Source organism: Synechococcus sp. RS9907 (genome assembly GCF_014279615.1).
Lineage (GTDB): Bacteria > Cyanobacteriota > Cyanobacteriia > PCC-6307 > Cyanobiaceae > Parasynechococcus.
On the sequence record NZ_CP047944.1, the window covers coordinates 990,290 to 1,007,800 of the forward strand.

At 56.4% G+C, this 17,511-nt stretch carries 26 protein-coding genes; 10 read left to right on the top strand and 16 right to left on the bottom strand.

Annotated features, from left to right (window positions below; genetic code table 11):
- Nucleotides 1-138 precede the first annotated feature (138 nt).
- Entirely contained in the window at nt 139-408 is a 270-nt protein-coding gene (locus tag SynRS9907_RS05395) for a hypothetical protein (RefSeq protein ID WP_188022062.1), read from the bottom strand.
- Nucleotides 409-459: 51 nt separating this feature from the next.
- On the opposite strand from SynRS9907_RS05395, the gene SynRS9907_RS05400 reads away from it, so the two are divergent.
- The 6 genes from SynRS9907_RS05400 to SynRS9907_RS05425 all read left to right on the top strand — a co-directional run bounded on the left by SynRS9907_RS05400 (nt 460) and on the right by SynRS9907_RS05425 (nt 3,893).
- Nucleotides 460-651 (top strand): hypothetical protein, encoded by a 192-nt coding sequence (locus tag SynRS9907_RS05400; protein WP_115094203.1) that lies wholly within the window; start codon nt 460-462, stop codon nt 649-651.
- 9 nt (nt 652-660) lie between these two features.
- Nucleotides 661-1,308, top strand: a complete 648-nt coding sequence (locus SynRS9907_RS05405; RefSeq protein WP_188022064.1) for a ParA family protein — start codon at nt 661-663, stop codon at nt 1,306-1,308.
- Between the two features lie 91 nt (nt 1,309-1,399).
- Entirely contained in the window at nt 1,400-1,558 is a 159-nt protein-coding gene (locus SynRS9907_RS05410; RefSeq protein WP_188022065.1) for a hypothetical protein, read from the top strand.
- A gap of 107 nt (nt 1,559-1,665) precedes the next feature.
- Nucleotides 1,666-1,818, top strand: coding sequence for a hypothetical protein (locus SynRS9907_RS05415; RefSeq protein ID WP_186495575.1), 153 nt, complete (start codon nt 1,666-1,668; stop codon nt 1,816-1,818).
- Nucleotides 1,811-2,020 (top strand): hypothetical protein, encoded by a 210-nt coding sequence (locus tag SynRS9907_RS05420; RefSeq protein ID WP_188022066.1) that lies wholly within the window; start codon nt 1,811-1,813, stop codon nt 2,018-2,020. The genes SynRS9907_RS05415 and SynRS9907_RS05420 overlap by 8 nt, the downstream gene beginning before the upstream one ends.
- Nucleotides 2,021-2,258: 238 nt before the next feature.
- A complete protein-coding gene (locus tag SynRS9907_RS05425; RefSeq protein ID WP_188022067.1) occupies nt 2,259-3,893 on the top strand; it encodes an FAD-dependent oxidoreductase in 1,635 nt (544 codons plus the stop codon).
- Between the two features lie 2 nt (nt 3,894-3,895).
- Here the strand turns inward: SynRS9907_RS05425 and SynRS9907_RS05430 are convergent, their stop codons facing one another.
- Entirely contained in the window at nt 3,896-4,129 is a 234-nt protein-coding gene (locus SynRS9907_RS05430; RefSeq protein ID WP_255446002.1) for a hypothetical protein, read from the bottom strand.
- A 380-nt stretch (nt 4,130-4,509) separates the two neighbouring features.
- Between SynRS9907_RS05430 and SynRS9907_RS05435 the strand changes: the two genes are divergently transcribed.
- On the top strand, nt 4,510-4,656 hold the full coding sequence (locus SynRS9907_RS05435) for a hypothetical protein (protein ID WP_188022069.1): 147 nt from the start codon (nt 4,510-4,512) through the stop codon (nt 4,654-4,656).
- Between the two features lie 289 nt (nt 4,657-4,945).
- Nucleotides 4,946-5,119, top strand: a complete 174-nt coding sequence (locus tag SynRS9907_RS05440; RefSeq protein WP_188022070.1) for a hypothetical protein — start codon at nt 4,946-4,948, stop codon at nt 5,117-5,119.
- 1,024 nt (nt 5,120-6,143) lie between these two features.
- On the opposite strand, the gene SynRS9907_RS05445 is transcribed toward SynRS9907_RS05440, so the two are convergent.
- From SynRS9907_RS05445 to SynRS9907_RS05465, 5 genes are all read right to left on the bottom strand, one after another.
- Nucleotides 6,144-6,311, bottom strand: a complete 168-nt coding sequence (locus SynRS9907_RS05445) for a DUF4278 domain-containing protein (RefSeq protein WP_188022071.1) — start codon at nt 6,309-6,311, stop codon at nt 6,144-6,146.
- Between the two features lie 205 nt (nt 6,312-6,516).
- On the bottom strand, nt 6,517-6,660 hold the full coding sequence (locus SynRS9907_RS05450; RefSeq protein ID WP_188022072.1) for a hypothetical protein: 144 nt from the start codon (nt 6,658-6,660) through the stop codon (nt 6,517-6,519).
- Nucleotides 6,660-6,842, bottom strand: a complete 183-nt coding sequence (locus tag SynRS9907_RS05455; protein WP_188022073.1) for a hypothetical protein — start codon at nt 6,840-6,842, stop codon at nt 6,660-6,662. Before SynRS9907_RS05455 ends, SynRS9907_RS05450 begins: the two co-directional genes overlap by 1 nt.
- 55 nt (nt 6,843-6,897) lie before the next feature.
- Nucleotides 6,898-7,128, bottom strand: coding sequence for a DUF2973 domain-containing protein (locus SynRS9907_RS05460; protein WP_188022074.1), 231 nt, complete (start codon nt 7,126-7,128; stop codon nt 6,898-6,900).
- A 64-nt stretch (nt 7,129-7,192) separates the two neighbouring features.
- On the bottom strand, nt 7,193-7,405 hold the full coding sequence (locus tag SynRS9907_RS05465) for a hypothetical protein (RefSeq protein WP_188022075.1): 213 nt from the start codon (nt 7,403-7,405) through the stop codon (nt 7,193-7,195).
- Nucleotides 7,406-7,484: 79 nt separating this feature from the next.
- On the opposite strand from SynRS9907_RS05465, the gene SynRS9907_RS05470 reads away from it, so the two are divergent.
- Both SynRS9907_RS05470 and SynRS9907_RS05475 read left to right on the top strand, forming a co-directional pair.
- The gene (locus tag SynRS9907_RS05470) at nt 7,485-7,667 is read left to right on the top strand and encodes a hypothetical protein (RefSeq protein ID WP_188022076.1); all 183 of its coding nucleotides are present in this window, start codon (nt 7,485-7,487) and stop codon (nt 7,665-7,667) included.
- Nucleotides 7,668-7,937: 270 nt separating this feature from the next.
- Nucleotides 7,938-8,117 carry a hypothetical protein gene (locus tag SynRS9907_RS05475; RefSeq protein ID WP_255446003.1) on the top strand — a complete coding sequence of 60 codons (180 nt, stop codon included), beginning with the start codon at nt 7,938-7,940 and terminating at the stop codon, nt 8,115-8,117.
- A gap of 38 nt (nt 8,118-8,155) precedes the next feature.
- Here SynRS9907_RS05475 and SynRS9907_RS05480 read toward each other — a convergent pair whose 3' ends face one another.
- The 9 genes from SynRS9907_RS05480 to phnD form a co-directional block, all read right to left on the bottom strand.
- Nucleotides 8,156-9,001 (bottom strand): sigma-70 family RNA polymerase sigma factor, encoded by an 846-nt coding sequence (locus SynRS9907_RS05480; RefSeq protein WP_255441955.1) that lies wholly within the window; start codon nt 8,999-9,001, stop codon nt 8,156-8,158.
- A gap of 1,305 nt (nt 9,002-10,306) precedes the next feature.
- Nucleotides 10,307-10,450 carry a hypothetical protein gene (locus SynRS9907_RS05485; RefSeq protein ID WP_188022078.1) on the bottom strand — a complete coding sequence of 48 codons (144 nt, stop codon included), beginning with the start codon at nt 10,448-10,450 and terminating at the stop codon, nt 10,307-10,309.
- A gap of 730 nt (nt 10,451-11,180) precedes the next feature.
- Nucleotides 11,181-11,465, bottom strand: coding sequence for a DUF1651 domain-containing protein (locus SynRS9907_RS05490; RefSeq protein ID WP_370586633.1), 285 nt, complete (start codon nt 11,463-11,465; stop codon nt 11,181-11,183).
- Between the two features lie 342 nt (nt 11,466-11,807).
- A complete protein-coding gene (psbA, locus tag SynRS9907_RS05495; protein ID WP_006850357.1) occupies nt 11,808-12,887 on the bottom strand; it encodes a photosystem II q(b) protein in 1,080 nt (359 codons plus the stop codon).
- Nucleotides 12,888-13,368: 481 nt separating this feature from the next.
- The gene (locus SynRS9907_RS05500) at nt 13,369-13,971 is read right to left on the bottom strand and encodes an HD domain-containing protein (protein ID WP_223157678.1); all 603 of its coding nucleotides are present in this window, start codon (nt 13,969-13,971) and stop codon (nt 13,369-13,371) included.
- Nucleotides 13,968-14,738 carry a phytanoyl-CoA dioxygenase family protein gene (locus SynRS9907_RS05505; RefSeq protein ID WP_188022079.1) on the bottom strand — a complete coding sequence of 257 codons (771 nt, stop codon included), beginning with the start codon at nt 14,736-14,738 and terminating at the stop codon, nt 13,968-13,970. The genes SynRS9907_RS05500 and SynRS9907_RS05505 overlap by 4 nt, the downstream gene beginning before the upstream one ends.
- Nucleotides 14,735-15,724, bottom strand: a complete 990-nt coding sequence (locus SynRS9907_RS05510; protein ID WP_255446004.1) for a phosphonate dehydrogenase — start codon at nt 15,722-15,724, stop codon at nt 14,735-14,737. The genes SynRS9907_RS05505 and SynRS9907_RS05510 overlap by 4 nt, the downstream gene beginning before the upstream one ends.
- An 8-nt stretch (nt 15,725-15,732) precedes the next feature.
- Nucleotides 15,733-16,542, bottom strand: coding sequence for a phosphonate ABC transporter, permease protein PhnE (gene phnE, locus SynRS9907_RS05515; RefSeq protein WP_188022081.1), 810 nt, complete (start codon nt 16,540-16,542; stop codon nt 15,733-15,735).
- A 55-nt stretch (nt 16,543-16,597) separates the two neighbouring features.
- Nucleotides 16,598-17,494, bottom strand: a complete 897-nt coding sequence (gene phnD, locus SynRS9907_RS05520) for a phosphate/phosphite/phosphonate ABC transporter substrate-binding protein (RefSeq protein ID WP_188022082.1) — start codon at nt 17,492-17,494, stop codon at nt 16,598-16,600.
- Nucleotides 17,495-17,511: the final 17 nt, after the last annotated feature.

Here is a 17,511-nt window from a genome sequence, read left to right on the forward strand (position 1 = left end):
TCGAACTGCGCCTCGCCGAAGGCGAGGTGAACGTGATTGCGTAGCAGTTGCTACAGATCCTTTATAGGGGTGGTGTCAATCCACGTGTCGTTCGTGCTGTTACAGAACAGGAAATTTGTTCGGCTCCGATTGGTTGATTCAGGCCTTTAAGTGCTTCAAGCGCTTTTGGGTGGTGTGTGCACCGGGCGTGGCTTGAGTTGAGGTGCTTTCTGGGTCATCACGGTTGAAGGTGAATTGAATCAATTCTGTCGCCGCTTGAATGGTCGGAATGATGGAATGGCTACCGATCTCAAGGTTCAGGCTCTGATAGCTCTGGCTTGGACTCAAAGCTTCTATTAATTCGTTGTTCTGCTGAACAGTTCTCTCGCGATTGAGTGATCCTTGATGCTTACTCAGTGTGAAGCTCATGGCGCCGCAAGACGCCATCCGTACGGTGTGGGTAGGTCAGTGTTCGCGGTCATGAACAGCTCTCAGAGCAAGGATGATTGGGTGAAGGCGCAGCAGCACAAGCTCCACAAACCCATTGATGTGGACACATTGATGTGGGTGCGCAATCGCTTAATGCGCTTGGAAGTGGAGGCCCGCTGGGCCGACCGAATCTGCGTGTTTGAAGAGTTCTTCCCCAACGACGCGATCATTCCGCGCATCTGAACCTCAGCCATGTTTTTGACTGTCTTTGGCCAGAAGGGTGGTGTGGCAAAAACCTGCACCAGCATTCATTTGGCTTGTGTTTGGGCCCAGCAGGGCCTGTCGGTGTGTGTTGTTGATGCGGATCGCAACCGCTCGGCAACCGCCTACGCAGCCCGGGGGATGCTTCCGTTTGAAGTGGTGCCTGTGGAGGCTGCAGCAAAGGCCACCCGCCATGCCCAAGTGATCATCACCGACGGGCAGGCCAGCAGCCACGAAGATGAACTCAAGAATCTTTCGGCCGGAGCAGATCTTGTTTTGCTGCCCACCACGCCGCAGGCGAGATCGGTTGAGCTCACTGTTGAACTCTCCTCAATCCTCAGGCAGATGGACACCATGCATGCCGCATTGTTGGTGAAGGTGGACAGCCGAAAACAACGGCTAGCGCAGGAAGCACGCCAAATTTTGGAGGGTTTTGATGTGGATGTGATGCAGGCGGAAATCCCCTTGTTGGCGGCGTTTGAAAAAGCAGAAGTGGAGGGTGTTTGTGTGTCGAATGCCGTCGATGACCGTGGCCGTGCCGATCTGAGGCGCATGGGGGGATGGGCGGCCTATTGCCAGGCTGCTGTTCAGATCCGTGATCGCTTGTCAGCAGCAACGCCTAGCGCCATCAGTGCTTGATCAAGAAACAGCTCACTTTTGGCGTCGGTCGCCAATCAGACAGATCTTCTGAGCTTCAGCCGCAATCCTTGGAGTAGCTGATTGAAGGTTGATGGGACGCAGTTCTTGGTTGAAAAATCCCACCCGTTGCTCAGCAGCATCCACCTGGCAGCCCCAGGTGCAAGCCGCTTCTTCTGCTCAGGTGACGGTGAAGGCCTCCACCGCGGCGGTTCTGCTCAAGACGCCGAGCATCTCCACCAAGGCCGCATGATCGAAGCCGTTGTGATGCTTGCCATTGGTTTGTCGATGGCAGGGGTGGTTCTTGGCAATTTGAACAACGACGAGCCCGTTTAAGTTCAGAAGCAGTTGCTGCTTTTGATGGCCACCTCATTTGCCTTCATGCTTGGGCAGCTTGAGATCAGCAATCTCACAGCGGCCTTCCTCGCTCTGGTGGCGGTGGTCTTTGTGGGCAGCTTTGCTGTGGTGTCGTTGCAGACCGGTGAGCTGATCAAACCTCCAAAAAATGAGTGACACGTTTGAGCTGAATGGCCGGCAGATTGTTCTGAAGGCATCCAGCGATCGTGTCGTCGCAGAACGGGTGTTGCGCCACATCCAACGGCGGATGAATGAAGACGACTGGCGGCCCTACACCAGCAAGGCCGATGCCGTTCAAGCCTGGTTTCGTCTCGGCGGGATTCGAGCTCAAGTGCTTGAGGCTTTGAATCTGGTCTGATCGCGCCCTGAAGCTCAGAACGATCCCAGCAACTGGGTCATCGCTGCTGCGGCACCGATGCCACCAAAGAACAGCACCAATGGCAGAAAAACAGGCCAGCGGACGGCTGAATATGAAGCCATAAAACGGTTTCATCTCCAGACGACGCTATTCATTCCCTCTTCTCTGTGGCGATGGCGACCTTTTTCGTGCCATGGCTGCATGATGTGAAGCCTCTCCCAGCATCTCTGTTTGGTCGATGCCTGAGCTTTCCAAGGCCGCTAACGGTGATGCCTCCCATGTGGTGGTGATCGGTGGAGGCTGGGCCGGCTGGGGTGCAGCCAAAACCCTCTGTGAAGCCGGTGTTCGCGTCACCCTGGTTGATGGGATGCCGGATCCCACGGGGAGAACGCCGATGCGCACCGCCAGCGGTAAACCCTTCGAAGCGGGCACCCGGGGCTTTTGGAGGGATTACCCCAACATCAATGCGCTGACTGATGAGCTTGGGCTCACCGATGTGTTCACGGAATTCACCACAAGCGCCTTCTGGTCTCCCGCCGGTCTGGAGGCCACGGCCCCGGTGTTCGGTGACGGGTTGCAGTTGCCCAGCCCCCTGGGGCAGGCCATGGCAACGATCAAGAACTTCAAGCGCCTGCCTGTTGCCGATCGCCTGAGCATTGCCGGCCTTTTGGTGGCGATGCTTGATCTGAACCGCAACGAGGAGATCTTCCGGCGCTACGACGCCATCGATGCGTTGACCCTGTTCCGCCAACTGTGCATCACGGAGCGGATGATCGACGAATTCTTGCGTCCGATCCTTTTGGTGGGTCTGTTCAAGCCACCGGAGGAATTGTCGGCAGCCGTCACCATGGAGCTGCTCTACTACTACGCCCTGGCGCATCAAGATTCCTTTGATGTGCGATGGATTCGTTCCGGCAGCATCGCCGAGCAGCTGATCGCTCCCCTGGCGGAACGCCTGCTCGACTCCGGCCTGCTCACTGTTCTGGGAGGAACGTTGGCCACGCGCCTGAATTTTGATCAGCCAGGCGAAGCAATTCGGTCGGTGGAGGTCCGCTGCAAAGCAACAGGCCGCTCCAGCGTTGTTGATGACGTTGATGCGGTTGTGCTGGCGGTGGGTGCCAAGGGCATGCATGCCCTGATGGCGGAGTCGCCGCGTTGCAGTGATGTGCTGCCGGAGCTGGTGGCTGCTGGCGGTTTGGGGGCGATTGATGTGGTGTCGGTGCGGTTGTGGCTGGATCGCACCATTGCGGTCGCTGATCCCGCCAATGTCTTCTCGCGCTTCGACGCCTTGCAGGGTGCGGGCGCCACATTTTTCATGCTCGACCAGCTGCAGAACGCGGATCTTGATGCGCTCTGGGGCGGCAGCGAGCCCCAGGGATCCGTGGTGGCCAGCGACTTCTACAACGCCACGGCAATCGCAGCCTTGAGTGATCAGGAGATCGTCGACACCCTGCTGAAGGAGCTGTTGCCCCAGGCGGTGCCGGCCTTCCGGCTTGCCCAGGTGCTGGAGTTTGAGGTGCGGCGTTACCCGACCTCGGTGTCGTTGTTCTCCCCCGGCAGTTTCAGCCAGCGGCCGCCGCTGCAGACGTCACTTCCGTCTGTGGTCTGCGCTGGCGACTGGGTGCGGATGGGCGAACGCGAGCACGGTGCCAAGGGCCTGTGCCAGGAACGGGCCTACGTCTGCGGTCTTGAGGCGGCCAACGCCTTGATGCGCAGTGGGGTGGTGAGAGGGGCGAATGCTGCGACGCGCCCAGAACATCCGGTGCGGCCGATCCGTCCGGAAGAACCCCAGGTGCTGTTGGGCCGGGCCCTCAACAAACTCGTGATGGACCCCCTGGAGGCGTTCGGGATCCGTTGGCCTTGGCTGGCCTGAGCTCAGAAATTCAGTTGACCTGAAAGCCAGAGTTCCTGCCAAGACCCTGCGGCTGAGGCATTCAGCGCCATTAGGATGGTCACGCTGATGCCACCCAGGGTGAGCCCCACCCCCATCATGATCAGGGCGGTCAGTCCTCCCGCTTCGGTGAGCGGTTGCTTTTCGAGAAAGCGACGCTTGGCCATGGCTGCTGATCCGATGCACCCGTTCTGCATCGGCCCAAGGCCACTTGGCAACAGGCCGTATCACTCATTCACGCAGAGCTGCGAGGGGATGACTCAGCGTTGCTTAGGTTGCTGGCCTGCGCTTGACGCCGCCCCGATGGGTTTCATCATGCAGCCATGACTGGTTTGATCTGTGGCATGACCGCCCTGTGGCTCCACGCCTGGTGGTGTTGCAGAACAACCAATTCGCCCGCGGTCAAACGCAGCTGGCCTTACCCGCGCTCATGGAAAAACAGCGCCGATCTGTATGAAAGGCCCTGTCGCCGTCACCGTCATCTGAGGGCACGAACGCAACTCAGCGCACGCAGCCGCCGCAGCATCGCCGGCAGAACGCCTGTCTTGGTAGCGCAAGCTACTGAAAACGCTTAAGTTGATTCGTCTGGATTTTTCAGTTGAACGGCAGCCAATCGGTCGAGGCCAGAAGTGAGAAGCGCCGTCAGCAGCTGATGGGACTGTCGTTTGTGGCTGCAGCAGCTGGCGTTCTGGCGTTATTGACGATCCGTCTTGGCACCTGTTGCTCCTGGTTCGGTTCGCACTGACCTTTTCGGGTTGGCAGCTGGCGCTCAGTGGTGTTAATCGCCTCGGCAAGACTGCGCCAGCCACCAGATGTGGTGTCCTCAGCCCTTGATTGTGGGTGCAGGGCCGGTATGTTTCGTTTGTTCCCCATCACCTGGCTTCAGCCCATGCGGTTGAGGCTTTTTTTTTTGCCTTTTTGCAGGTCGTTGTATCCAGGTAGACCAACTTCCGATTGTCTTAAGTGACATCGCCTGGTGGCAACGGCCACATCGGCATCAGGTTCCTTAAGTTGAAAAGCCACGTCTTCCCTTGATGTCTCCTGCTGAATTGTCGAGCATCAAATGGGAGCAAGATGGTGAAATGTCTGCGCAAGACACCTGGAATCTCGTGAGGAAGCTCATCAAGGTGGAAGAGCAAGACAAAGCATCAAATTTGTTGCATCTGTCGTCGAAACACATTCACTCCAAGCGTTCCAATTCGCGTTGACATGAGACAATATTATTGAGCTCTCCGAGTTATTCCTCAGCGCCGGGCCATGAGATTGCGTTGGTCTTTTATCGAGAATTTGGAGCTATAAATTTGAGGGTTGACCGAGTTCGTCTCCTATGCGATGAGGGGCATGCCATGACGAACGATCGAGGTCACCTTGTTATTGGTCGCGTCAACCACCATGTAAGTGCACATCAGCGCCTTCGACTTTGTGCGGGCACATAGGTAAGCCCTGAATTCCGTTTGGAAGTAAAGCTCCTTGACCCAACGGTCGGGAGCTTCTTGCTTGACGACGTTGTACACGGCTATTACCTGGACCCTTGCTCTAGCAATGCCTTTAATTCGTCAGTCCAAATCACGGAATTTCCACTGTTTAGGCGCCAGCACTTATCCAACGAGTCGGTCATCTTCAGCCAGGATCGCTTTGCCTTTTGAAATCCTCATCACCTCACCTGAGTTGCCGGGACTTTCGTAGATGACTCGATAAAGCCCGAAAGTATTCAGCGATTTGGCTCGGGCGTTGGTGAAAGCCCTGAACTCAGTCTCGAAGCACTGCTCCTGAAACCAAATGTCGGGCCCATCGCTTCGTTCAACACAGAACATCATCTGTATTCCCTGAGGCTCTCAGCTTGGAGAGGGCAGAGCTGCTCGCTTGCTATCTCCAAATGAGCTTCGGGATCATGTCTTCAGTTGTCGACCAGTGAGCAAGGGACCCAGTCAGTCTTACGAGCCCAGCTCGTCAATGGCACATGATGTTCTTTGGCTGAGCATGTGCATTGATCACCCTGACGAAATCGCTGTTCACCTGGAAAACGGCAGGAATCCTGACGGGAGTGAAGCTGGTAACAGTGGCAGCCGTACTTGGCCTTGCTCGTGCGGGGCTTCTTCCCCAGTGGTTTCCGCATTGGGGTTAGCCCGCTTCAGGATCTCAGCCCAATTCTTTTGGCAGGCTCGGAGCTGCCTCAGATGCAAAAAGAAACCCCCGCCGAAGGCAGAGGTTTGGGGTTTGATTAAGCCCTGATCACTTGGTGTAGGAAGTGCCTCTGTAGGTCAGGCTTGGATGGGCATTGTGAGCGACTTCTTTGCGGCAGGTGTTGTAGTGCTCGCGGCGGTAGGTCAGCTCGACACAAGCTTTGGGCGATGCTGCTGGAGCTTCGTAGGAGTTACCTCTGTAGAGAAGAGCAGTCATGGTTGGTTCCTCAGAAAATTCCAAGTCCCCGTTCCGTGGCTTGGAGTGTCTGCGCCCCTTGGAAAGGGGTGAACGTTGTGTAGCGGTTGCTACAAATAAATTATACGCCTAAGTCAATCTCTGGGTTTACAGCCTTGCCTGGTTTCAGGAGCCCAGCCGGTAGAGGGGGCTTTCAGCCCCTGGGAACGCCAAAGATGATCGACGTTCAGCGGTCGTCCTCCTTAGATCTCGGATCGTTCTCCTTGTATCTCGGCAGGTCAGTGGGCTGAGCCAGGACGTAAACGACTGCTACAGAGATCACCACGGTGACGATGACGAGCGCAGTGATGGCTGATGAATAGTCGGTCATCAGGCTTCAACCTCAGCCTTTGTATCGCCTGTGCCTTTGATCTCTTCAGTTGTTGCTTCCGCTGATTTGGACTTGCTGTAGGAGCAGCCGCCAGCATTGGCGACGTTGGCGAAGGCAGCCAAAACCATGATCGCGATGATCACGGTGCCGCCAAAAAAGGCCAGATTTGGGTGACGATTCACGTGAGGCTGACCTGAGAGTCAGCGGACCCTACTGGCTGAATCCAGAATTCGATGCTCATGCCTCAGGGAGAATCAAGCCTTCGTCCGAGAAGCGAACAGCCCAAAGCTCCTCGTTAGTCACCTCACCGTTCTCATCAAGCAGTTCTGGGTGTGTGGTTTTGAGACCTGTTCGGTCGTTCGATGTGCTGGGTTTAGAGGCCGACGATGGGCGCATCATCCGAAAAGCCTGCAAGAGCAAGCACGTCAAGACAGCTGCGTAAGCGATTGGGAAAAGACCTGCGATCACTGCCTCTTCAATGCGATGTTAAGAAACGTTAACCACTGCTATCGCTGTCTGGGGTTGCTAATCGCTACTTGCGGCCCTGCTTTACCTCCCCCGCATATTCCCGCTCCAGGTAGTCAAGGCGGGCCAGGCACTCTTCTGCTTCCGCCCAGCGCCCATAGCGGCTGAACCAGTTGCTGCGTAGCCCTTCCCATCTAATGCCCCAATGCAAAGACTCTGCATAGGTTCGACTTGTTGCACCGCTGTAGGTGAGCCGACTTCGCATTGAACGTTCAGCCATTGGAGCCTCCTCCATGAAGGAGACCCGTGGTGTGGGTATCCATGGATAGCTTCTAGTGGGGTTGGCCTGTCAGCTGCGGGTGACCAGCCTCTATCCGCAGGTGCGTTGTCTACTTCTGGTCGTAGTCGATCAAAAGTTGCTTTTGGAAGTTGAGCTGACGGAGCTTTTCGATGTTCTGCTCATGCTCTTCTTTGCTCCAATGACGTGGATTGGCGATTCGGGCCTCAAGCTCCGATATTGCGTCGTTGAGATTTGTCGTTGAGTCCTCCGTCCAAGGTTCACCTCCACAGTGGACCATCGGGTGATAACCATGGCTGAGGTGAGTAAATATCCTTTTTTGCTACTGGTGCCATCTCGTTCGGCTGTTATCAGTATGTGGGTGTCGTGCTCGTGCAGACCTCCTCTAGGTCGGTGGTCAAACTGAGGCGACGGGATGAGGGAACAGTTGGGTTTGCGCAACCTGCCCTCATCGCACCACGGTTAAGCAGCCAAAGTTGCGATGCTGCTTAGCATGCAGCATGAAGGGCAGAGCATGACGAACAGCACTCCAAACCTCGTTGCCTGGCTGGTTGAGTACAGAAAGTATTTAATACTCGTCGCCGATGGTGCCAACGATGAGGCTGCACTTCTAAAGCAAGAAATTGAGGAGGGTCTTAATTGGGTTGAACTGACTTTGGCTGACCTTGAATTTGCAAATGATTCTAATCAATAGACCAACGTCGACGAAAGAAGGTGTCACGTTGTCGTTATTCAGAGTGATATCAATGCTGGCGATATTCGCAGCTGAATGCGCAGGTTGATCAAAGCCCTGGTCTCCAACCGACGAACCCATTCTCGAGAAATACTCATTGATCTGCCGATCTCGGCAAGGGTGTGTCCCTCAAAGAAGCGCATACGAATAATTTGGGCATCTTGCTTATTAAGTCGACCAAGTGCGGCTTGGACTGCTTCCTCCATGTCAGTCACCTCCGGCTCGTCGCCAGGGGCTGCGATCCGATCCAGAAGGCTTCTACCTCCTTCTGTTGTTGCTGCATCGAGTGAGCAGCAGCGGGTGCGCTGGTCGTCGGCAAGGGTCTTCGTTATTTCCTCCACTGTTATGGCCAAATGATCAGAGATCTGTTGCAGCGTCGGCTGGTCTCCATGCTGCAAGGTCAGCCGTGAACTCACTTGTTTGATTTTTGAGAGCAGCTCCCTCCGGTTTGAGGGAATTCGGATCGTTCTGCTCTGCTGGCTGATCGCTCGGTTGAGCCCCTGACGGATCCACCAGTAGGCGTAGGTCGAAAACTTATACCCCCTTGTTGCATCAAATTTTTCAGCGGCTCGGCTCAGACCAAGTGAACCCTCCTGGACCATGTCCTGTAACTCAAGGCCATTCCCCATCTTTTTCTTACAAACGGAGACAACCAAGCGGAGATTGCCTGCCATCAAACGTTCCTTAGCCCGCCTCCCGCGCCGCCGAACTTGTGCGGGAGCGGCTTCAGGTCCGCCAACGTATTGGAGCCATGCCTGGATTTGACGGGAGCAGTAGATCTCCTCTTGATCCGTTAGTAGGGGGACCCGTCCGATCTCCTGCAAGTAGTCGCCGAAAGAGTCCATAAGGCGACCTTTGTTTCAACGATCGTTGCAGGTTTTTCTGCGAGGTGGTGAAACCCCCCAGATTTCTCCGCACATTTGCTTGCATCAACATCTCTGCCACCTGTGCCGTAGTCACGGCGACGTATGCTGCGAAATATCCGATCGAGCAAGCTTGGTTAGCTAAAGCTTGACCTTTTTTTTGCCTTTGAAGGCCCGCTTGTTACGCCATACGGCGAGATAGCCGCCGAGCCCCTAAGCCAACCAGTAATAGAAAAGGACTCACCTTTTGTTGTTCTTGCTCAGATCTGCATCCTGACTAGCGTTACAAGCTTCGGATTGAGCCAATGCCGGATCAGTCGCGCAAAGGCGTTTCATCAGTTCATCTTGATCGTGCTCGGACAATGAGCCGTCAGGAGACCATTTCAAGCAAGTTCTCCCAGTACACGTTTGGGGAATGAAGGAAGTGGCCACAAGACCTTCCTGCTTTGATTCTGTCAATCTCCTTTCCGGCACAGGCACATCAATACCCCTGCTTGGGGACAAAAGAAAAACCCTGGAGAGTGACAGCTCCAGGGTGGTTCTCGAGGCAAAGACGAAAACCCTGTCGTCTCAGGTCCAGGGCTCTCGCTCGATGACCGAAGGAGGTGCTGACGCCCCTTCGATCTATTTAGTTGACTCCTGTTTGGCTTTTTCCAATACCCCCGCATAGGGGTATTGGGCACCTGAAATACCTGAGAGGCTCAACTCATGCGGAAGGGCCGAGAGATCACAACGCGAGAACTGATTAGGAGGTCTCTGTAATGGCCAGAAGTGATGTGCATCCCCTATTGGTGTGGTGGGATGAGGAACGTCGCAAAGTCGAGAACAAAGCTCTGGAAAGGCTCGACGCTCAGATGACTGGCCTTGAGTCACCTCAACACAAGCGTTTCCTTCGTGCTGAGGCAGAAGAGGAAGTACAGGGCAAAATCGTATGAATCAGATGAGGCCGACCAAGCTCACCAGTACTTGATGCTTGGCAGGATCGCTAGAGCAATCCCAAGGGTGTGATGTCTCGCCTGTGGCGCTGGATCAGGTGAAGTACGGGAAGCCGATCGGCGGCTCGGAGCAATACGTCCGTAGACCTTTCAAAGATTTTGCTCAGTCATGACAATCGATCTGTCAGGCGGCGCCCCCATCGGCTCGGTCATCTTTGAAGGCAAGCACGCACCTTTCCGTGCTCTCGCCTGTCCATTGGAAGCTGTGACAACGGGCTCAGAGGAATCTCCTTTGGATTCAGCTCAAAGCCGCCGCGCACGTCGCGCTTGAATATTCACTTAAGGAGCAACGTCAGGCCGCCTCTGTAGATCCAACTTCATCGTCGGGGAAGGCCCAAGGCTCTTCCGCTTCTTTTGCTCTGCGCTTCTGCCAAGCCTCAAAGCTGTCCTCCTCTTGCTGCTCAAGGAGCGGTTGATCGGCTGGATGGATGCCCATGTCGGCACCCTATGGGATTTCTTCGGTCGTAGAAACAGTCTCAACCCGACACTGGATATCCACCAGCCCATCTTCTTCTGCCACGTCGGTGCCCAGAACTTTCATTTTTCTTTTAGGCGGTCGCTTTGTTGTTTTTGCAGGGGCGTTCACCTCGCTTCAACCTCAGCCACATCGCTTTCTCAAGCGCCGTCAGCTTTGGATCTGACTCGTGTAATGCAGCTTCGGCACGTCTCCTGGCAGCGATGATGAAGCGATCTGTCTTATCGACTCCGTCGAATCCCATGTCCCTAAAGAGGACGACAGTTGCAACGTAGCCATATGAATCGAGCGTGCATCGAATGCCAGTGAGCCCTCACTTCAAGCGATGGCCAGAGCTGACTTGGGCTTCAATCGCTCGACCAAATTTTGGCCGTTGCGAATGATTTCTTTTACGCCGATGCCTGTTCAGTCGTCTCATCGAGGACATCTTGCTGAAGCTGCTGAACTGCGCAGAGGGCTTCATGCGCTGGCCATCCATGGACGTCCATCAATTCCTTAACCAGAGCATCAGGGGCCTGAGTGATCGAGGAGCGAATGGCATCGACGGCTTTGTTGTCCCTCGCGAGTGCAGACAGACGTAGAGCCCTAAGTCGCTGTGTGTTCGGCTGTTTCATAACCGCACTCTGGACTACCGCTGGTTTTGCTCCAATAGCCAACTACTCGCTAGCACTTGGTTGCCCCGTTCACTGCCCTAACGAAGTGGACCGGCGCACCTCCTCCAGCCCATTGACTTGAGTGCATTCCATTTCTCAAGCGCCTCTTGTCGTGTCATCAGCTGACTCCCCTGAGGAATCGGGTCGTCAGGTGGTCGCCAATGGAAGCTGCGCATGACGATCGACTCGCCTTGAGAGCCATCCTTGGCAGCGGTGAATTGGTAGTACAGCTTCTGTGGCTCATTGGAAAGCCATGCACCAACTGACTTGTAGGAGAGTTCTTCAGTGATGAGTTCGCCCCATGGGGGAGGAGCCAGATCGATCGCTCAGACGGCTTTTTTCGTAGGTGAGCTGGCGGAGCTTTTCGATGTGCTGCTCATGCTCTCCGCTGCTCCAGTGTTGTGGGTAAGCAACCCGAGCTTGAAGCTCCGAGATTTGGTTGTTGAGTTCTCTCGTTGGGTCCTCGGACCGAAGGTCCTCTCCACAGTGGACCATCACCTCCCCCTTCTGGTGAGGGAAAAGTGAATCTCTTGAATCACTACTGATGGTCCGCTCTGGTGAGGCCGTTGATCGGACTCAACAAACTGCAGCCACAACAAAAAGCCCCCACCTTGCGGTGAGGGCTTGCGATTCAACCGAAGCTGAATCTCTTGGAGACTTCAGCCTCAACCGATGGCAGGAGCCTGCAGAGCCACAGGAGTGGACTCAGCAGCAGCCAGGTCGAGGGGGAAGTTGTGAGCGTTGCGCTCGTGCATCACTTCCATGCCGAGGCCGGCACGGTTCAGCACATCAGCCCAGGTGTTCAGGACACGGCCCTGACCATCAAGGATGGACTGGTTGAAGTTGAAGCCGTTCAGGTTGAAGGCCATGGTTGACACGCCGAGGGCGGTGAACCAGATGCCGACAACAGGCCAGGCAGCCAGGAAGAAGTGAAGGCTACGGCTGTTGTTGAAGGAGGCGTATTGGAAGATCAGGCGACCGAAGTAACCGTGGGCAGCCACGATGTTGTAGGTCTCTTCCTCTTGGCCAAACTTGTAGCCGTAGTTCTGGGACTCGCTCTCGGTGGTTTCACGCACCAAGGAGGAGGTCACCAGGGAGCCGTGCATGGCGGAGAACAGGCTGCCGCCGAAAACACCTGCGACGCCCAACATGTGGAAGGGGTGCATCAGGATGTTGTGCTCGGCCTGGAACACCAGCATGTAGTTGAAGGTGCCAGAAATGCCCAGGGGCATTGCGTCAGAGAAAGAACCCTGACCGAAGGGGTAAACCAGGAAGACAGCGGAGGCTGCAGCGACAGGTGCGCTGTAGGCAACGCAGATCCAAGGGCGCATGCCCAGGCGGTAGGAGAGTTCCCACTCACGACCCATGTAGGCGTAGATGCCGATGAGGAAGTGGAAAACAACCAGCTGGAAGGGGCCGCCGTTGTACAGCCACTCATCGAGGGAAGCAGCTTCCCAGATGGGGTAGAAGTGCAGGCCGATGGCGTTGCTGGAAGGAACAACAGCACCGGAAATGATGTTGTTGCCGTAGATCAGGGAGCCAGCGACGGGCTCACGGATGCCATCGATGTCGACCGGAGGAGCGGCGACGAAAGCGATGACGAAGCAGATGGTGGCAGCCAGCAGTGTGGGGATCATCAGCACACCGAACCAACCGACATACAGACGGTTGTTGGTGGAGGTGACCCACTCACAGAAGGCCTGCCAGCTGGAAGCGCCGGAGCGCTGCTGGAGGGTGGTGGTCATGAGAACGGAAATGAGCCGGTGGGACGAATCCCGGTGGCAGATAAGAAAGGTCGGTTAACCCGACAGCGGCAACGTAAAGGAAGTTTGCGGCGACGACACGACACTCAACCCGAGCACTCCTGATGGGATCGATAGGCTCGGCTTATCAGCTGATCAGCGGTGTGCGTTGGGCAAGAAATCTGCGTGTTCTTTGCACCCGAATGCTTGCCGTGTGGACATAGCGATTTGGGATGAAGAAATTGGCCTGAAGAGTGGCCTGATTCATCTTTCTGCAGAATCACCGCATTGATGTGGAGCGTGGTGGCTGGAGCTGGTGTGAATCCTGCGGATCAGCGCTGGGGTTTCTGGCCGCTGATGCCACTTGGGTTCGAGTTACAGGAACAGGCTTGAGGGGCTTGTCCCTGATTTTTTCCTCATTTTTTGTGCAACTGGGATCAATGGTGTGCAACTCCCAGGGAGCTGACCTCGCTTGAACCCTGCTCTACAGGAGATGGTCCAAGACCACCTGCCTGTAGGCATCCAAGTCGGGCACGTCAACCCCATGAACCTTGGCCCGGTCGTCCCAGCGCCGCAGTGCCATGGCATCGTCCATCCCCTCTAAGGCCAACAGCCGCATTGCTTCTGAACGGCTCAGCTCTCCGCCTTGCACGGCAAAGCTGCGTTTCGATGCATCCGATAGCCCTGCGTAATACGTCTCATCCAGGGAGCACAGCAACCGCTTGGCTGAGACATGGCGCTGGACGGGGGCAACGACCTTCGTGGGGAAGAACACCGAGAGTGCTCGGGCGGCGACGGCCTCATGGGCACAGTCTTGATCGAGGAAATCTCTTCGCTCATCGTGTTCATCGATCATCAGATGGCCGATGTCATGAAGCAGTGATGCCACCACCAGGTGGGGCCGCTGCGACTCCTGGTGGGCCAAATGCGCTGTCTGCAGAGCATGTTCCAGCTGCGTCACCGATGGGTCGTAGCTGGATTGCCCATGGGTGTTGAGATAGGCGAAGAGCAGATCAAAACGCTCTTCCCGACTCCCCGCTTGCATGGATTTCATCCATTCGATGGCGTGGTCGGCCAGTGCAGTCATGAGACGTCCTCCCCAAGAAAGTGGTTGATCAAGCTGACGCGCCCATCTGCCAGCGCCTGCTGTTTGTGGTCGTAGTACTCCGATCGCAAATCGCCTTCGGAGCTGGCGTTGTAGGTGACGTACAGCGCGCGGCGCGAACGATCGGAGCGGTTGGTGCCGCTGCGGTGTGGTGCAAAGGAGTTGAAGAACACAGCGTCTCCAGCCGCCACAGGCATCGGCGTCCATTCGAGTTGAGCTGCCCGCTCAATTGGGAGGCATCCATCGGCATTCACATCGATCACCCCGTTGTGATGGGCCCCCTTGGCGAATTCCAAGCAGCCATTGCTTGTATCCGCTGAATCCAAGGCCAGCAGCATCGTGATGTGCAGCGAGCCAAACGGGTAGGCCGGGGCATCTTGATGGGGGGCGTACCCGGCGGCACCGGGGTGCTTGTAGTTGATTTTTTCCTTGAACAGCACCGGTGGTTCGCCAAACAAGGCTTCGAGCACGTCGCGCACACGCCCTTGGGTCAGGAACTGATGCAGGGGAGGGTGATCCTTGGCGAAGTCTTCGGTTCGCGCTTTGACACGGCCACGGTCTGTGCTTTCGAAGTAGTGGCGCCCCAATGTCGATGCGTTGGAGATGTCGTCAATCCAAGCCAGCAGCTCAGCCATGGCGTCGCTTGCCACCAAGCCGGGCACATGGACGACGCCGTCCTGTTGATGACGCCCTTTGAATTCAAGGAGATCCTTCGGATCCCAGTGCGTTGTGGTTGTGGTGTTGCTCATCTGATCGGCGTCAGGGTGGACTCAACAAGTGCCTTGAGATTGCGGGCCGCCGTCATGGCGATGTCTTCTCGGATCGATTGAACGGCAGACCCGATGTGCGGGGTGAGCACCGTGCGATCGCACTGATCAAGCAAGCCCTGGGGAATGGACGAGGGGTGGTCATCCCGGGCCCAGTCCTCCATCTCAAAAACATCCGCCCCGTAGCCCCCCAGCTGGCCTGATTGCAGCGACCGCACAACAGCCTGTTCATCCACCACCGAGCCGCGGCATGGATTCACCAGCACTGCCCCCGGTTTGCACCGGGCCAACACATCCGCATTGATCAGATGCAGCGTGTCGTTCGTGAGCGGCACCATCAGTACCAGGTGATCACTGCGTTCAATCACGTCGTTGAACTCCAGATGCTGCAGTTCAAGACGTTGCTCGGATGGGCGATCAAGACGAACGGGATCGCAGTACAGCAGCGTTGCGCCAAAGCCCCGCATGCGCTCGGCGAATTCAATGCCGAGTTGCCCCATCCCCACGATGCCAACCGTGCTGTTGATCACTCCCTTGGAGTAGAAATTGGGCCGCCATCCAGGGAACTGGCCTGTGCGCATGAAGGCATCCCCTGCCGGGATGGATCGCGCCAGGCTGATCAGCATCGCAATGGTGAGTTCTGCCGTTGGTGCCGCCAACAAATTGGGGATGAATTGATAGCGAATGCCCCGGGCATCACAGGCGGAGAGATCGAAGTTGTCGAACCCACGCAGGGCTCCGGCGATCGAGCGCAGCCGCGGGCAGTGATCCAGAAACTCGGCATCGACGCAATCCGGCATGAACATCAGCAGGCCGTCGGCGTCCGCTGCTGTTTCCAACAGGACGCGATGGCTCCAGGGCTCCCGGCTGCGATTGGCGGTGACCCGTGCAAATTCGGAGAGGAAGTCGATCACCTCCTCCTGCACGTAGTTCGTGACCACGAGATGGGGCCGCTGTTGATGGCTCATCGGGGTCGTCATTGCACCATCCAATGCCGCAGGGCATTGCTCATCGAATCGAGTGCTGTGACCACCACAAGCACCACCAACAGCAGCGCCGAGACCTGTTGGTACTCCATGATCCGCAGGGCACTGATGATTTCCAGGCCGATGCCGCCGGCGCCCACGGCGCCCACCACCATCGAAGCCCGGAAGTTGTATTCCCAGCGGTAGAAGGTGACATCCGCCATGGCTGGAAACACCTGTGGAAGGATGCTGTGAACAATCACCTGCGATTCAGAGGCCCCCGATGAGCGGGCGGCTTCGATCGGCTCCTGATCGCAGAGTTCGATCGCCTCGGCGTAGAACTTGCCGAGCATGCCCACGGAGTGAAGACCAAGAGCCAGGGTTCCGGGCAGCGCTCCGAAGCCAACAGCAGCCACAAGAATCATGCCGAGAATCAACTCGGGAACGGCTCGGGTCACGTTGAGCACTGCCGTGGCGATCACGTAGAGCGCTGGGCTGGGGCTGGTGTTTCGGGCGGCAAAGAAACAAAGAAGGAGCGAGAAGAACACCGCGATGGAGGTGCCTGCGATGCTCATCGCCATCGAGTCGATCAAAGGCTTGATCCAGAACGGCCACCGAGCGAAATCCGGCGGAAACATCTCTGGCAGCAAGTTCAAAATCGCCGGCACCCCAGTGGCGATCCGATTCGGATCAAACAGACCAACAACGGCCAAGGAACCAACAACCGCCGTGAGAATCACCAGCACACGGAGGAATTGCTGCCGCCATCGCAGCTCATGGTGCCGAAGAATGGCGCGATGGGTATCAACGGAAGCACTCATAACGAAAAAAACAAAAAGTCCCGATGGTGGGAACCATCGGGACAAAGGAACGTGTTCAGTTGACGAACTTGCCGAGGTCGAGGCCCAGCAGATCACCCGCCTTGCGGATGCCGTCGTAGTCCTGATCGGTGATCACAGCGAATCCATCGGCCTTGAACGGCTTCAGGACGCCGTCGTCGTTCAGTTCAATGAAGGTGGTGCTGATGGTGTTCTTCAGCTCGGGCTTCAATGACGAGCGCATCGTCCAGGGGTACTGCGGGATTGGCGCTGACTTGGCGATCAAGGTCACCTTGGTGTCGTCGATCTTGCCCTTCTCCTTGAGTGATTCGAAAATCGGGCAAGCCACGCCACCGGCCTGAGCATTGCCGTTCTGAACGGCCAGGGCCACAGCGTCATGGGCGCCGAGGAACACACCCTCGTAGTCCTCACCCTTGACGAGACCATTTTCTTTGAGGGTCAGTTCCGGGAACAGACGGCTGGAGGTTGAAGCTGGATCTCCAAAGGCAAAGGTTTTGCCTTTGATCGCCTCAAAGTCGGTCACGCCGGCTTCGGTGTTGCCGATCAGGCATGACTGGTAGGTCTTGGTGCCCCCCTTGATCCGCGCGGCGAATGGTTCGATCTCGCTCTTGGACTTGGCCAACACGTAGGACAGTGGTCCGAAATAGGCCAGGTCGAGGCGATCGTTGCGAGCCGCCTCTATCATGGAGGAGTAATCGGTGGTGACCACCAGTTCGATCTCCTTACCGAGCTTCTGGTTGAGGTAATCCTTCAGCCCTTGATTGTCCTGAATCACCGTTGCGGCATTTTCATCCGGGATCAGGGCAACAATCAGCTTGTCGGGATCACTGGAGTCGGCAGACTTGCCAGTTGTTGTTTGGCTGGAGCAACCAGTCAGAACAATCGCAGCAGAGGCAAAAGCAACGGCTGAAAAACGCGCAGCTTGGGACAACATGGGGATGAAGTGAAGAG